The sequence below is a fragment of the Spirillospora sp. NPDC047279 genome (genome assembly GCF_040643285.1).
Taxonomy (GTDB): Bacteria; Actinomycetota; Actinomycetes; order Streptosporangiales; family Streptosporangiaceae; genus Spirillospora.
The window spans coordinates 96047-110458 of record NZ_JBEYUA010000015.1 but is presented as its reverse complement, the minus strand read 5'-3'; the positions used below and the strand labels follow the sequence as shown (position 1 = coordinate 110458).

Here is a 14412-nt window from a genome sequence, read left to right as displayed (position 1 = left end):
TCCGCTCCGTGTTCCGCACAATGTAACGTCGTTTCCATATTCGACGGAAGCCCGCTGGAGGATGTGTGGGACCGCTCGCAGGCGTCGTGGTGCTCGATCTCGCCACGCTGTTCGCCGGGCCGCTCGCGGCGACGGTGCTCGGCGACTACGGCGCCGAGGTGATCAAGGTGGAGCATCCCGTGCGGGGCGACCCCGCCCGGACGCACGGGCCCGCCAAGGACGGCCACGGCCTGTGGTGGAAGATGCTCGGCCGCAACAAGAAGACGATCACGTGCGACCTGGGCGTGCCGGAGGGCGCCGAGCTGCTGCTCGGCCTCGCGGCCCGCGCCGACGTGCTGATCGAGAACTTCCGGCCCGGCACCCTCGAACGCTGGGGCCTGGGCCCGGACGACCTGCACGCGGTCAACCCGCGGCTGGTGATCGCCAGGGTCACCGGGTTCGGGCAGTTCGGCCCGTACGCGCGGCGGCCGGGGTTCGGGACGCTCGCCGAGGCGATGAGCGGCTTCGCGGCCGTCACCGGGGAGCCGGGCGGCCCTCCCACCCTGCCGCCGTTCGGCCTGGCCGACGGCGTCGCCGCGCTGACCTGCGTGGGGGCCGTGCTGATGGCGCTGCGCCACGCCGAGCGGACCGGCGACGGCCAGGTCGTCGACCTGGCCATCATCGAGCCGCTGGTCACCCTGCTCGGCCCGCAGCCCCAGGCGTACGACCAGCTGGGGACCGTGCCCGAGCGCACCGGCAACCGGTCGGTCAACAACGCGCCGCGCAACGTCTACCGCACCCGCGACGGCCGGTGGCTCGCGGTCTCGACCAGCGCCCAGGCCGTCGCCGAGCGGGTGCTGCGGCTGGTCGGGCATCCCGAGGTCATCGGCGAGGAGTGGTTCGCCACCGGCTCGGGCCGCGCCCGGCACGCCGACCTGCTCGACGGGTACGTGAGCGCCTGGATCGCCGAACGCGACGCCGCGGCGGTCGTCCGCGCCTTCGAGGAGGCGCAGGCGGCGGTCGCCCCGGTCTACGACGTCCGCGACGTCTTCGACGACCCGCAGTACCGCGCGCTGGACACCGTCACCGAGGTCGACGACCCCGACCTGGGCCCGCTGCGCATGCAGAACGTGCTCTTCCGGATGTCGGAGACGCCCGGGGAGATCCGCTCGACCGGCGCCGCCCGGGGCGCCCACAACGCCGAGGTGTACGGACGGCTCGGCCTGCCGCCCGGCGACCTCGACCGGCTTCACGAGAAAGGCGTCATCTGATGAACGGCCGCGTGCTCGACCTCGCCCAGCCGCTGCGCAAGGGCATGCCGCAGTCGCCCAACCATCCGCCGTTCCGGATGGCGCTGGAACGCCGGCACGGCGACATGACGCGCGCCGACGGCGGCTCGGCCGCCAACGAGGTGATCGTCCTCGGCGGTCACGTCGGCACCCACGTCGACGCCCTCGCGCACGTCTCGCAGGACGGGCTGCTGCACGGCGGCGTCCGCCCCGCCGACGTGACGAGCCATGACGGCTTCGCGGAGCTGGGGATCGACACGTTCGAGCCGTACGTGGGCCGGTGCGTCCTGCTGGACGTGACGGCGGTGCACGGCGTGGACGTCCTCCCCGCCGGCTACGAGATCACGCCGGACGACCTCGACAAGGCCGCCGGCGGGCTGGAGATCGCCCCCGGTGAGGTGCTGCTGGTCGGCACCGGCTGGTCACGCCGCTGGTCCGACGGTCCCGCGTTCACCGGCCGCGAGGGCGGCGTGCCGGGGCCGGGCGAGGCGGCCGGGCGGTGGCTGGCCGAGCGGGCCCCCCGCGCGGTCGGCGGGGAGACCATCGCCTTCGAGCACCTGCCGCCCGGCGGCGGGCACGCCGTGCTGCCCGTGCACCGCGTCCTGCTCGTGGAGGCGGGCGTCAACATCGTGGAGACGATGAAACTGGACGTCCTGCTCGACAGCGGCGCGCGCGAGTTCACCCTCGTGCTCAACCCGCTGCCCATCGTGGGCGCGACCGGCGCCCCCGTCCGCCCGCTGGCGGTGCTCGGTGACTGAGCCGGCCGAGCCCACCGCCGTCCAGCGGCTCGCCGCCTTCGCCGTGCGCTGCCGCGACGAGGGAGTCCCCGGCGCGGTCGCCGCCGACGTCTCCGGCCGGATTCTCGACGTGATCGGCAACGCGCTGGCCGGACGGGCCGAGGGCGGCCCGGGCACCGCCGTGCTGGAGGCGGTACGGGGATGGGCGGGCACGCCGCAGGCCGGGATCTTCGGCGAGGCCGGCCGGCTCCCCTCCCCCAGCGCCGCGCTGGTCAACGGGACGCTCGCGCACGCCCTGGACTTCGACGACACACACCTGCCCTCCGTCCTGCATCCCAGTGCCGCGGTGGTCCCCGCGGCGCTCGCCGCGGCCGAGGAGACCGGCGCCGGCGGCGCTGCGCTGACCGGCGCCGTCGCGGCGGGCATCGAGGTCTGCAACCGCCTCGGCATGGCGTCCTACCTGCCGGAGATCCGCAACTCGCTCTTCTTCGAGCGCGGCCAGCACGCCACGTCGATCTGCGGGACGCTGGGCGCCGCCACCGCCGCCGGGCTGCTGTACGGGCTGGACGCGGAGGGCGTCGCGTCGGCGATCGGCGTGGCCGCCAGCATGGGCGCCGGCGTGATCGAGGCCAACCGCACCGGCGGCACCGTCAAGCGGGTGCACTGCGGCTGGGCCGCGCACGCCGGGGTCGCCGCCGCCACGCTGGCCCGCGCCGGGGTGACCGGCCCGCCGACCGTGCTGGAGGGCCGGTTCGGCTTCTTCCGCGCCTGGCTGGACGGCCGCTACGACGCCGGGGCGCTGCTGTCGGGCCTCGGCGAACGGTGGGAGGTGACCCGGACGGTCTACAAGCCGTACCCGTCCAACCACTTCACCCACCCGGCGATCGACTGCGCGCTGGCGTTGCGCGCCCGGGGTCTCGACCCGGCCGACGTGGCCGAGATCGAGCTCGGCATGCCCGCGCCGACCCTGCGCACCGTCGCCGAACCGCGGCCGGAGAAGATCAGGCCCCGCACGCCGTACCACGCCAAGTTCTCGGGGCCGTTCACGGTCGCGACGGCGCTGCTCGGCGGCGGGGGCCTGGGCGTCTACCTGGACGACTTCACCGACGCGACGCTGGCGGACGGCGCCCGGCTGGCGCTGGCGGCCAAGGTCGGCTGCCGGGAGGACGAGCGCGCTTCGGAGATCTTCCCTGTCGCCTTCGCCGCCGTGCTGCGCGTGCGCACCCGCGGCGGCGCGCGGCTGGAGCACCGGGTGGACTCCTCGCGCGGCGGCCCGGCGCATCCGCTGAGCCGGGCGGAGCTGCTCACCAAGTTCGGCCTCAACGCGGCGCGGGCGCTGGCCGGCGAGCAGGCGACGGCGTTGTCGTCCGCCGTCGCCGGGATCTCGGACGCTCCCGACGTCGGCGGCCTGCTCGCGCTGACCCGCGCTAGCGCCTGACGTACTTCACGGTCACGGCGGGGTCGACGCTGTCGCCCACCCCGTACAGCCAGACCGCGGCCCAGCGGTCGCCGAGCGCGGTGCGCAGGAACATGGCGCTCCAGCGCGCCGACGCCGCGACGCTGGTCTCCTGGGCGACGGTCTGCGCGGCCGGGTCGGGCAGCGCGCCGGCCGGGTTCTGGGTGTTGGTCAGCCCGTAGTGGTTGGCGCCGGTGACCGACACCAGCATCTTGGGCGGCTGCTGGACCGCCTGGTAGGTGCCCTCGGCCGCGGCCGGGCTCGCCACGCCGTCGGCCGTGCCCTGGACGAGCGCGACCGGCACCGTGTTGGCGACGGGCGGGTTGCCGGCGCCGCCGGGCGGGGTGTTGTTGGTCCCGTACAGGGCGGCGCCCTTGAGCTCGGCGGGTCTGGCCGCGGGTTCGCCGCAGAACGGCGGGACGCACGCGCCGGTGGTGAGGGTCAGCGCGGCGGCGCCGCCGAAGGAGTGCCCGAGCAGGACGAGGGAGCCGGTGTCGATCTTGCCCTGGAGGGGGGAGCCCGCGCGGCCGTCCTCCTGCCGGGCCCAGGCGACCGTCCAGGCGGCCTGGGCCTCCTCGGCGTACAGGCCCGCCTGGCCGAAGATCACCCGCTGGTGGTTGGGCACCACGACGGTGAACCCGTAGCCGGCGACCGCCCGCGCGAACGCGGCGTAGTAGGCCTTGTCGACGTTCGCGCCCTGGAGGAGAAGCGCGACCGGCAGCCGGCCGCCGATCTCGTCCTGGGGCGGGGCGTAGACGTCGGCCGCGTCGCCGTGCACGGTCGTCGCGAACTCGGTGGGCGCGTCAGTGACCGCGCCGGTGGCGGCCCGGGCGGGCGCCGCGGCCCCGGTGACGGCCAGGGCCAGGGCGAGCGAGAGGAGCGCCGGCACGCCGCGCCGCATCACGACTCCCGCCGACGGCGCCGGGGGATGATCAGCAGGGCGGCGCCGCCGCCGAGCACGAGGGCCGAGGCGACCAGGGCGTAGGTGGGCACGCCGTCGGGGCTCCCGGTGTTGGGCAGGTCACCGTTGTTGTCGGTGCCCGTGCCGCTGCCGTCAGTCCCGGTGCCGCCGTCGTCCCCGCCGTCGCCGCCGTCGTCGTCGCCACCGCCGGTGCCCGTGACGATCGTGAGCGGCACGATCTTGGTGTTGGCCGCGCGGTCGGCGGCCGATCCGCCGAGCATGGTGACGGCCACCACGCAGGCGCCCGCCTTGGACGTGCAGTCGACGCCCTTGACCTCGGACTTGATGGTCACCTGGACCGACGTCTTGCCCTGGTAACTCCACTTGCCGCCGCTGATCGTGCCCATGTAGGCGTTGGGCGCGGACAGCTCGCAGTCGTCGAGCCCGGCCGCGGGCGGCTTGCAGAGCCCGAGCGGGCCCTGCCCGTCCTTGGTGAAGCCGGACGCCGACACGGTGATCTTGTCTCCCGACTTGAGCCCGGTCGTCTTGCTCACCTTCAGGCTCGGCGCCGCGGCGTCCGCCGCCGTCGCCATCGGCACGGCGGCCAGGATGGCCAGTGCGCCGATGGCGCCGGCGCGTCGCGATAGGGCATGTCTCATGCGTTCCTCCTTGGGTTTCGTCGCTGGGGGGTGCGTCGCTGGCTGGTGACGATCGCGATCCCGGCGAGCGTGATCACGCCGAGGGTCGCGGCCCAGAGGGCGGTCGAGGGGCCCGCGGTGTCCGAGGCCGGGGCGGCCGCCGGCGGCGGCGCCGGGGCGGGCGAGCCGCCGCCCTTGATGGACGACCCCTGGAAGCCGACGCGGACGACCGCGGTGTTCGCGCTGACGATGGCGGGCGGGCTCTGCCCCGGCAGCGGCGCGACGCCGATGACGCACTGCCGGGTCGTGCAGTCGATGCCCTTGAACTTCGGCCGGGCCTTGAGCCGCACCGCCGGGAAGGAGCCCTTGCCGTCGATGTTGACGAACGTGGCGCCGCCCTCCAGGTCGCAGTCCTTGAGCCCGTTGGTGTAGCCCTCCCGGCACAGGCCGACGGCCACCGACTTCAGACCGGGCCGGAACCCGGTGCCGGTCACCGTGATCTCCTGCCCCTCGCGCAGGTCGGTGACCTGGCTGACCTGCAATGTCGGCGCGGCGGCGAGGGCGGCCACGAGCACGGCGGCGATCACTTGGGACCTCCTGAACGCATCAGCCGGTCCACCTCTCCGGCGCTGGGGTCGGTGAGCTCGGCCGTCACGCGGCCCCGCCGCAGGACGACGGCACGGCGCGCGAGCGTGAGGGCGAGCGGGATCCGCGGTTCGGCCACGACCACGGCGCTGCCCGTCTCGGCGAGCCGGCGCAGGACCGTGGCGACGCCGTCGGCGTCCTCGGGTTCGAGGCCGGGCGCGACGCCGTCCACGAGCACGACGGGCGGGCGCTCGATGAGCGCCTCGGCGAGCCGGAGCAGCCTGCGCCCGCTGCCGGGCAGGGCGGACAGCGGCTCGCCGCGGCGGCTCCGCAGCTGGGGGAAGACCTCGAGGACACGTTCGGCGGTGCGTTCGGGCTCGGGCCGCCCCTGCCGCCGGGCGACGTCGTCCAGCCGCCCGATCACGGTCTGCCCGTTCTCCGCCATCGGCGCGGCGTCCACCAGGTGACCGGGCAGCGAGGTCAGGAACGTCCGGGAGCCGTCGCCGAACACCGCGACGGTGTCCCCCGCGTCCACGCGCAGGGTGAAGGCGGCGGGGTCGCGCAGGCGGAGGGCGAGCAGGGCGGCGGCCACCAGCGGGAAGCACGCCAGGGTGAGCGCCGTCCCCGTTCCGGTCACCGAGCCGAGGAGCAGGACGCCGCCCCAGCCGGCCAGTCCCCCGGCGACGCCGGTGACCGCCGTCGCGGTCGCGGCGGCCGCGTGCCGCTCCGGCGGCAGCGCGGCGAAGAGGGCGGTGTCGAGCGCGGCCACGGCCAGGCCCGCCGCGGCGAGGGCGACGGCGAACCCGGCGGCCTGCGTCTCCGGGCCCGGCGCCGTCGCCATCAGCACCGGCGCCGCAGACGCCATCAGCAGCGACCACGGAACGGTGCGCACCGAACGGCCCGCCCGCCGGAACACCAGGACGAGCAGCAGCGCGCCGAGTCCCGCCCAGGCGAGCCGCCGGACCGCGTCCTCTCCGATCACGTTCCAGCGGAACTCCATCAGGTGCAGGCCCGACTGCACCGGCACCGCGACGGCCAGTCCGGCCGCGGCGTACGCGGGCAGCGAAGGCGCGACCCTCACGGGCGTTTCCGGGGCGTCGCCGCGTCTCGCCGGGGCGCGGCCCGCGCGGAGGGCGAGCAGCGCGAGCACCGCTCCGCCCGCACCCGCGATGACCAGCGCGCCGCTCGCCGCGCCCGAGCGGGTGGCGGCGAGCCAGGCGGCCCCGGCCAGGCCCGCGAGCGCGGCGGCCTGCCACCGGGCGAAGGCGTCGGCGTCGTGCAGGCGGGCCGCCAGGGCGCGGGCCAGGACCAGGGACGGGCCGGCGACGATCCCCGCGAGCATCAGGCAGGTGGCGAACACCGGCACCGCCGGCACCAGGCCGGCGACGGCGACCAGCCCGGCCGCCGCCGCGCCGGAGACCGCGACCAGTCCCGGCAGCGGCGCCCGGCGGGCGAGCCACAACGTGAGCGGGGCCCCGGCGCACGCCAGGAGCAGGCCGGTCAGCGCGATGTAGAGGACCACGTCCCCGGGCACCTTGACCACGCCGCCGAGCGCGTCCGGCAGGAGGAGGACGGTGGCCCCGGCGAGGGGCGCCGAGGCGGCGGCGCCGAGCGTCGCGGCCCTCACCCGCCCGGCTCCCGCCCGAAGAAGCGGTCGAGCGCGGCCAGGTCGACCGCCGGCCCGGCGGGCAGCGCGGCCGCGCGGGCGCCTCCGCGCCTGCGCCGCGCCGCCCAGCGCCCGGCGCTCAGCCGGACGCCCAGCACGAACAGCAGGAGGGCCACGGCGTTCACGGCGAGCAGCCCCCAGGGGTAGGTGCTGAAGGACGTGCTGAACGGCACCGCCCCGGCGTAGCGGCCGCCGACCACGAACTGCCCGAACGAGGCCTGCGGCAGCTCGACGGGCACCCGGTAGGTCGCGGTGCGGCCGGGCGGGAGCGTGCCGGTGCCGGGCGCGTCCAGGGGCGAGTCGGCCTCGCGGCCCGCACCCCAGCCGACGACGAGCGGGGCGCCGGAGATCGGCTCGGCGCCCGCGTTGCGGATCTGGAGGACCAGGGTGCGGCGCGGCCGGCCGCCGAAGAGCTCGCCCCAGCCGCCTCCGCCGGTCACCTCCGCGCTGACGACGTCGGCGCGGACCGGCGTGATGTCCTTGAGGATCGGCCCGGTGCGGTGGCCGGGGACCGCGATGCGCGCGTTCACCGCCGCCGGGGCGGCGGGAGAGCCGGGCAGCGTGGTCACGCGGACGACGCAGGGGCAGGGGGACGGGGGCGCGCCGGCGGTCAGGCCGGCGGCGAACGTGCCCGCGGGCGCGACCATCGCGGTGACCGCGTGCTCGGTGTCGCAGTCGGCCGAGCCGTGCACGGCGTTGGCGCCGCAGAGCGAGATCTGCACGGTCGCGCCGGGGGTCCAGGCGCTTCCGCGCACCCGGACGAGCGTGCCGAGCGGTGCCTCCTGCGGGGACGAGGTCACGCCCGGGTCCTCGGCCGCCGCGACGGACGCCGCGGCCGACGCCGAGGCGGGCGCGGGACGGCCCGGTACGAGCGCCAGCACGGCGCCCACGATGACGACGGCGGCCAGGCCCGCGCGTTCCCGCCATCGCCGGATGAGCCGCGGCAGCACCGACCAGAGGACGAACACGGCCACGACCGCGCCGAGCAGCGCGATCCACGGCACCGCGACGAACCGTTCCTTGGCGCGGACCTCCACGCCGCCGGGGGCGGTGAGCTCGACCCGGACGGTCACCGCGTCCAGCGGCGGCGGGCCGGCCCAGGGCAGCGCGAACTCGGCGCGCTGGCCGGGGAGCAGCTCCGGTACGCGCCGGTCGGGCCATACCTTGACGACACGGCCGAAGAGGCCGGTGGCGCGGATCTTCGCGACGGGCGCCAGGCGGAGGTTGCCGGTGTTGACGACGGCCACGCGCAGGGTCCCGTCGCCCTTCCGGACGAACGGGACGAGCGGCGCGTTCCGGTCGACGGCGAACGTCTCGAGCCGCAGCCCAGGGCTGACCGGGCCCGCGACGCGCAGGTAGACGCGGGCCCCGACGGCGCGGCGCAGCCCGACGCGGGCGTTCCCGGCGTTCTGCACGCTCTCGATGGCGGTGTTGAGCGCGACGACGCCCCCGATGTGCTCGCCGGGCGTGGCGTTCGGCGGCACCGCCACGGTGAACGGGACGTCGCGGGCGGTCCGGGCCGGCACCGTCAGGCGGTCCGCCGGAAGCCTGATCCAGGCCCCGACGTCGCGCCGCGGCTCGGCCGCGGTGCGCAGCGCGAACCCGGCGTCGCGCGGGGTGTTGTAGGCGTCCGCGCCGTACACCTGGAACACCAGGGGCCGGTCGGTCAGGTTGGCGACGCGCACGGTGTCCTTCACGGTGGCGCCGGGCGGGGCCTCCATCGCGAAGTGCGGGCGCGCGGACGGCGCCCCGCTGCGGTTCGCCGGCCCCACCGACCAGGAGCCGTTGCCGGTGGCGGGCGCGGGGTCGGGCGCCGCCGCCGCCGCGGGCGCCGCCGTCATGAGGACCATGACGGCGGCCGCGCCGGCCGCGAACCGTCGGGGGAACGTCATCGTTCAGGACAGGGTGAGGGTGAGGACGGCGGTGTAGTCACCGGCGCCGGTGACCGGTGGCACCTTGAGGTCCAGTCCCGCGTCGGCGGTGAACGTGCCGCCGACGACCGTTCCGGTGCCGTCGGCCGAGCCGCACAACGTCGCCGCGGTGGTGGTGGAGAGCGGTCCCGCGCTGCCGGTGGTGACCGGGCTGGCGCCGGCCCCTGCGGTGCACTTCGGCGTCCAGGTCAGGTTGCCCGCCGGGATCTTGGGGCCGCCGGACGAGGCGAAGTCGGTCAGGGTGCCGGTGAGCGTCCAGCCGGTCGTCCCGCCGCGGGCGTCGACGACCTTGACCTGGCGGAGGTCGCCGGTCGCGCTCTTCTCGGTGCCGTCGAGCGTGATCGGGGTGAGCGCGACCTCGCCGGGCTGCTGCGCCATGGTGAGCGGGCCGGAGCCGACGCTGAGGGTGACCTTCTGCTCGCCGCACCGCCCGGCGGGCTCGTCCCCGCACGTGCCGGTGGGCGGCGTGGTCTTCTCGGTGACGGTCAGCGCGACGACCTCGCCGACGTCGCCCTGGGTGACCTTGAGGGTGCGGGCGCCGGCCGCGGCGCCCGCCGCCACCTTGGCGCTCCCGGTGAGCCTGCCGGTGCCGTCCACCGCCGCGGTGGCGTCGGTGAGGTCGTCCGCGTCGCAGGCGGCGCCGTTGGCGTCGCAGAGGGCGAGGCTCACCGCGCCGCTCCCCCAGCCGGTGCCGCTGACGGCGATCGTGCCGCCCTGCTGCACGGTGCCGGGGGTGACGGTCACGGCCGGGCCGGACGTGCCGACCCGGACCGTGGCCAGCGTCGGTGCCGGTGACTTGAGCGTGCAGGTGATGGCCGCGTTGGCGCCCGAGGCGACCGCGTTGACCACGATGCGGCCCGGCGCGAGCGCCACGTCGCCCGCGGCCCCGGCGGTGAACGTGCCGCGCAGCGTGCCGACGGTGATCGGGGTGCCGGGCGCGACGGGTCCGGTCTTCTCGGGGGCGCTCATGGCGGCGTCGCCGGTCTGGGCGCCCGAGAGGGTCATCATGCCGTTGGTGGTCCAGCGGTCCACCGGCAGCGGGGCCTTGTTGGGCATCGGGGTGAACTCGGCCTCGAACGCGACCTGGCCGCCCACCGCCGCGCCGGCGGGCGCCGTGACGGTGATGGTGGGGGTGTAGTCGAAGTGGGTCGAGAAGATCGCGCAGTCGTACGCGGCCTGTCCCGTGCCGGCGTGCGCCGCGGTGCCCGCGGCCATCGGGGCGGCCGTGACGCCCGCCACCGTGACGGCCGCCGCGGCGCCGCGCAGCGCCGCTCTCCGTGCGGTCGGATACCTCGCCATCAGGATCCTGCTCCTTCCCTCGGACGTCCCGTCCGCGCCGCGACGCCGCGTTTCGCAGAAGGAAACAAAGTTTCGCAACGTGGCCCATAGGCAACTCTGGATGGCCGCCCGATGTCAAGGTCCGGGCGCGGGTGGAAACAGAAACGTTTCACTCTGGGGATCGCCGTTTCCCTTCCATTGGGTTAGCGTTCGGCGCCATGCGCACCCTGATCCGCGGCCTGGCCGAGCTGACGGTGACCGCGGGCCTGGTGCTCGCGCTGCTGGTCGCGTACCTGGTCTGGGGCACCGGCGGCTACACCCGCCAGGAGCAGAAGAGCCTCAACGACGAGCTCGAACGGCAGTGGCAGGCGGAACGGACGCGGGCCCAGGCGGCGCGCGACCGGAGCACCGGCGCCGGCGCCGGGACCGGCGCGATCAGGCGGACGCGCGCCGCCGCGCCGGTCGAGGGCCGCGCGTTCGCCGCCATCCGGGTGCCCCGCTTCGGGCCGTCCTACCGGTACGCCGTCGTGGAGGGCGTGACCCCGGCCGATCTGCGCCGGGGGCCGGGCCACTACCCGGGCACCGCCGGCCCCGGCGAGGTCGGGAACATGGTGATCTCAGGCCACCGGACCACCTACGGCGCGCCCTTCAACCGCAACGACGAGCTGCGCGCCGGGGACGAGATCCTCATCGACTCGGCGGCCGGGACGTTCGCCTACCGGGTCACCGGGCGGATGGTGGTGCGGCCGAACGCGACGCAGGTCATCGCGCCGGTGCCGCTGCGACCCGGCGTCCGGCCGCGCGAGCGCGCGCTCACGCTGACGACGTGCCACCCGGAGTTCTCGGCGGCCTACCGGCTCGTCGTGTTCGCCGAGATGCGCTGATCCACTGCTATCGTCTCCCACAACGAAACAACGTTTCCAAAGTGGGTGACCGATGGGGCCGCATCCGCACGGCTGGTGGATCCTCCTGCACCTGGTGCTCTTCGTCTTCTGGCTGGGCGGCGATCTCGGCGTCTTCTACTCCAGCCGGTACGTGCTCAAACCCGACCTGCCCCCGGCGGCCCGCGCCACCGCGCTGCGCGTCATGAGCGGGCTCGACCTCGGGCCGAAGATCTGCCTGGTGCTCTTCCTGCCGAGCGGGGTCACCCTGATGGCACTGGAGCCGCACGGCGCGCGGTTGTTCGGCGCGCCCGCGTTCACCTGGTGGCAGACCGCGCTGGTGTGGGCGTTCGCCGCGGCCTGGCTGGCGGCGACCATCGTCGACCACCGCACGCACGGCCGTTTCCCGTGGGTGCGGCGCGCCGACTGGGCGGTCCGGATCGGCCTGGTCACCGCGCTCGCCTGCGTCGCCGCCTACACCCTGCTGGCCGACCGCCCGTTCGGCGTCGGGACCGACCCGCGGTGGCTGGGCGCCAAGCTCGCGCTCTACACGGTGGCGATCGCCGCGGGGCTGGGCATCCGGCTGACCCTGCGCCCGTTCGGCGCCGCGTTCGGCGCGCTGATGACCGACGGCAGCAGCGAGCCGGTCGAACGCGCGCTCAAGCGGTCGGTGGACGGCTGCCTGCCCTACGTGTTCGCCATCTGGACGGCGGTGCTGGCCGCCGCGGCGCTGGGCGTGTTCAAACCCGGCGCCGACCTCTAGGGCGCCGGGACCACGGGCGGGCGGCCGGGTCAGCGGTCGGGGTCGTAGCCGAGCTGGCCGGAGACACGTCCGGCCGCCTCCAAGAGCAGCGGAGCGTGCTCGGTCAGCCGCGGCTTGAACCGGGTGATCGGCCCGGAGACGCTGATCGTCGCGAGCACGTGCCCGTCCCGGTCGAAGACCGGGGCCGCGATCGAGGCCGCGCCCTCCTGCCTCTCGCCGAGCGAGGTGGCGTAGCCGCGCCTGCGGATGGACGCGAGCTCCTTGCGCAGGGCCGCCTCGTCGGTGATGGTCTTGCCGGTCAGCGGCTCGAGCGGGTGCCGGGCCAGGTAGCCAGCCACCTCGTCGTCGCCGACGAAGGCCAGGAACGCCTTGGAGGAGCTGCCCGCGTGCAGCGGGTAGGGGATGCCGAGGCTCACCTCCATCCGCAGCTCCTGGCTGGGCACCGCCTGGTCGACGTACATGCGGGTGTCGCCGCGCCGGATGGACAACGTCGCGGTCTCGCCCGTCAGCTGGGAGAGGCGGCGCAGCTCGGGGGCCGCCATCGCGCGCAGGTCGTTGCGCGCCAGGTAGGCGCGGCCCAGCGCGATCGCCGCGTGGCCGAGCGCGTAGCGGCGGCTGACCGGGTCGAGCGTGATGAGGTCGCGGCTGCGCAGCGCGGTGAGGATGCGGTGCACGGCGGCCTTGGTGAGGCCCAGCTCGGTCGCGATCTCGGTGACGCCCAGGTCGGGGCGCGAGCTGCGGCCGAACAGCAGCAGCACGTCCATCGCCCGCTCCACCGCGGCGATGGAACGGCTCTGCCCCTCACCGTCGTCGCCGCCGGACGCCCTGGCGTCCTGGCCGGTCGCGCTTCGCGCCACGGCCGCTCTCCTCTCGCAGGAACCGGAACGAGGGCGAGTCTAGGGCACAACGTTTCCCCAAGGGAAACACTCGCGCGTTGACACCCGCACCGGCGCGTCGTTACCGTGAGCGGGACATTGTTTCCATTAGCGAAACGGACGGTGGGGGCGTGGCGGTCGACGCGGAGACCTTCCGGGCGGCGCTGTCCCAGTGGCCCACCGGGGTCGGCGTGGTGACCACGGTCGCGGACGGCGCCCGGCACGGCATGACGGCCAGCTCGTTCAGCAGCGTCAGCCTGGACCCGCCGCTGGTCCTGGTGTGCCTGGCCGAGCACGTCTACACCCACCGCCTCGTCGCCGCCAGCGGCGTGTTCGCGATCAGCTTCCTCGGCAAGGACCAGGCCCCGATCGGCGACCGCTTCGCGGGCCGCGTGCCGGGCGACCGCTTCGCCGGGCAGGCGTGGGAGGCCCGGGTCTCCGGCGCCCCCGTGCTCACCGACGCGGTCGGCTGGCTGGACTGCCGGGTGGTGCACGCCTACCCCGGCGGCGACCACACCATCTTCGTCGGCGAGGTGCTGGCCGCCGCGACACCGCGCCGCACCGCGCCGCTGCTCTTCCACTCCCGCAGCTGGGGCCAGCTCGCCGACCCGCTGCCCGCCGAGGTGACGCTCGCCGACACCGGGCTGGCGGCCGTGCTGCGGCGCCGCCTGCGTCCCAACGGCACCGCCCCGGCGCGCGTCACCGAGACCGCGGCGGCCACGCTGCTGGCCTCGGTGCGGGCGGCCGGCGTGCGGACCCGGCTCGACCTGGCCGACCTGGAGTTGTCGGGGGTGCCGCCCGCGGTGACCGACGGCCCCTGGTCGGTGGTCGTCCGGCGCCCGGACCAGCTCGCGCGGCTGGCCGGGGCCCGGCGCGGCGTGGTGGAGGTGCACGCGGGCCGCGGGGCGGAGGAGAACGACGCGGCGGAGATCGTGGCGGCGGCGCGCGCCCGCGGGCTCGGCACGGTCGGCCGGATCCCCGACGCCTTCGCTCCGCCGCGGTCGGGCGCCGTGCTCGGCGCCGTCGACCGCCTGGTGGCGATGGGCTGTGCCGAGATCGCCCTGGAGGAGGGGCCGGGCGCGGCGTCCCCGCTGCACGTCCGCAGCCTGCTCCAGGACGCCGTCGCGCGCGCCAGGCCCGTCCCGCTGCGGTTGCGCCTGCGCGAGGCGTACGGGCTGGGGCTGGTCAACGCGCTCACCGCGATGAAGAGCGGCGTGCGCCACTTCGACGTGACGCTCGGCGGGATCGACGGCGGGTTGTGCGCGGAGGACCTGCTCTTCCTCGCCGGCCAGCTGCAGATCCCGGGCCCGGTCGACCGGGCCGGGCTGATCGTCGCGGCGGGCGAGCTGGAACACCTGTGGGGCGCGGCGCTGCCCGGGCGGACCTACCGGGTCGGCGCGACGGCGGCTGATCGACGCGACTGACTGAAGGGA

Annotated in this window: 13 protein-coding genes; 6 read left to right on the top strand and 7 right to left on the bottom strand. The window is 75.9% G+C overall.

The window, feature by feature from the left end:
• Positions 1-65 precede the first annotated feature (65 nt).
• Genes ABZ810_RS33580 through ABZ810_RS33570 form a run of 3 tightly spaced genes read left to right on the top strand, consistent with a single transcriptional unit; the run spans position 66 to position 3443 of the window.
• Positions 66-1250: a CoA transferase gene (locus ABZ810_RS33580; protein ID WP_358410141.1), complete on the top strand. Its 1185-nt coding sequence runs from the start codon at positions 66-68 to the stop codon at positions 1248-1250.
• Complete coding sequence (locus ABZ810_RS33575) at positions 1250-2026, top strand: cyclase family protein (RefSeq protein WP_358410140.1); 777 nt, start codon at positions 1250-1252, stop codon at positions 2024-2026. Before ABZ810_RS33580 ends, ABZ810_RS33575 begins: the two co-directional genes overlap by 1 nt.
• On the top strand, positions 2019-3443 hold the full coding sequence (locus tag ABZ810_RS33570; RefSeq protein ID WP_358410138.1) for an MmgE/PrpD family protein: 1425 nt from the start codon (positions 2019-2021) through the stop codon (positions 3441-3443). The genes ABZ810_RS33575 and ABZ810_RS33570 overlap by 8 nt, the downstream gene beginning before the upstream one ends.
• On the opposite strand, the gene ABZ810_RS33565 is transcribed toward ABZ810_RS33570, so the two are convergent.
• Genes ABZ810_RS33565 through ABZ810_RS33540 form a run of 6 tightly spaced genes read right to left on the bottom strand, consistent with a single transcriptional unit; the run spans position 3433 to position 10481 of the window.
• On the bottom strand, positions 3433-4362 hold the full coding sequence (locus tag ABZ810_RS33565) for a hypothetical protein (protein ID WP_358410136.1): 930 nt from the start codon (positions 4360-4362) through the stop codon (positions 3433-3435). The genes ABZ810_RS33570 and ABZ810_RS33565 overlap by 11 nt on opposite strands.
• Positions 4362-5021: a neocarzinostatin apoprotein domain-containing protein gene (locus tag ABZ810_RS33560; RefSeq protein ID WP_358410134.1), complete on the bottom strand. Its 660-nt coding sequence runs from the start codon at positions 5019-5021 to the stop codon at positions 4362-4364. The genes ABZ810_RS33565 and ABZ810_RS33560 overlap by 1 nt, the downstream gene beginning before the upstream one ends.
• Positions 5018-5587, bottom strand: coding sequence for a neocarzinostatin apoprotein domain-containing protein (locus tag ABZ810_RS33555; protein ID WP_358410133.1), 570 nt, complete (start codon positions 5585-5587; stop codon positions 5018-5020). The genes ABZ810_RS33560 and ABZ810_RS33555 overlap by 4 nt, the downstream gene beginning before the upstream one ends.
• On the bottom strand, positions 5584-7212 hold the full coding sequence (locus ABZ810_RS33550; protein WP_358410131.1) for a hypothetical protein: 1629 nt from the start codon (positions 7210-7212) through the stop codon (positions 5584-5586). Before ABZ810_RS33550 ends, ABZ810_RS33555 begins: the two co-directional genes overlap by 4 nt.
• Entirely contained in the window at positions 7209-9143 is a 1935-nt protein-coding gene (locus ABZ810_RS33545; protein WP_358410129.1) for a hypothetical protein, read from the bottom strand. The genes ABZ810_RS33550 and ABZ810_RS33545 overlap by 4 nt, the downstream gene beginning before the upstream one ends.
• A gap of 3 nt (positions 9144-9146) precedes the next feature.
• On the bottom strand, positions 9147-10481 hold the full coding sequence (locus ABZ810_RS33540; RefSeq protein WP_358410128.1) for a hypothetical protein: 1335 nt from the start codon (positions 10479-10481) through the stop codon (positions 9147-9149).
• A 197-nt stretch (positions 10482-10678) separates the two neighbouring features.
• On the opposite strand from ABZ810_RS33540, the gene ABZ810_RS33535 reads away from it, so the two are divergent.
• On the top strand, positions 10679-11344 hold the full coding sequence (locus ABZ810_RS33535) for a class E sortase (protein WP_358410127.1): 666 nt from the start codon (positions 10679-10681) through the stop codon (positions 11342-11344).
• Between the two features lie 52 nt (positions 11345-11396).
• Positions 11397-12104: a hypothetical protein gene (locus tag ABZ810_RS33530; RefSeq protein ID WP_358410125.1), complete on the top strand. Its 708-nt coding sequence runs from the start codon at positions 11397-11399 to the stop codon at positions 12102-12104.
• Positions 12105-12133: 29 nt separating this feature from the next.
• Here the strand turns inward: ABZ810_RS33530 and ABZ810_RS33525 are convergent, their stop codons facing one another.
• Positions 12134-12961, bottom strand: coding sequence for an IclR family transcriptional regulator (locus tag ABZ810_RS33525; protein WP_358410123.1), 828 nt, complete (start codon positions 12959-12961; stop codon positions 12134-12136).
• Positions 12962-13110: 149 nt separating this feature from the next.
• Here ABZ810_RS33525 and ABZ810_RS33520 point away from each other — a divergent pair, with 149 nt between their 5' ends.
• Positions 13111-14403, top strand: a complete 1293-nt coding sequence (locus tag ABZ810_RS33520) for a flavin reductase (protein ID WP_358410122.1) — start codon at positions 13111-13113, stop codon at positions 14401-14403.
• The last annotated feature ends 9 nt before the right edge of the window (positions 14404-14412 follow it).

Excerpts from the sequence above, each read along its gene's own strand:
- ABZ810_RS33535 (WP_358410127.1), top strand. The coding sequence starts at position 10,679 with ATGCGCACCCTGATCCGCGGCCTGGCCGAGCTGACGGTGACCGCGGGC.
- ABZ810_RS33540 (WP_358410128.1), bottom strand. The coding sequence starts at position 10,481 with ATGGCGAGGTATCCGACCGCACGGAGAGCGGCGCTGCGCGGCGCCGCG.
- ABZ810_RS33565 (WP_358410136.1), bottom strand. The coding sequence starts at position 4,362 with ATGCGGCGCGGCGTGCCGGCGCTCCTCTCGCTCGCCCTGGCCCTGGCC.
- ABZ810_RS33560 (WP_358410134.1), bottom strand. The coding sequence starts at position 5,021 with ATGAGACATGCCCTATCGCGACGCGCCGGCGCCATCGGCGCACTGGCC.
- ABZ810_RS33530 (WP_358410125.1), top strand. The coding sequence starts at position 11,397 with ATGGGGCCGCATCCGCACGGCTGGTGGATCCTCCTGCACCTGGTGCTC.
- ABZ810_RS33545 (WP_358410129.1), bottom strand. The coding sequence starts at position 9,143 with ATGACGTTCCCCCGACGGTTCGCGGCCGGCGCGGCCGCCGTCATGGTC.
- ABZ810_RS33575 (WP_358410140.1), top strand. The coding sequence starts at position 1,250 with ATGAACGGCCGCGTGCTCGACCTCGCCCAGCCGCTGCGCAAGGGCATG.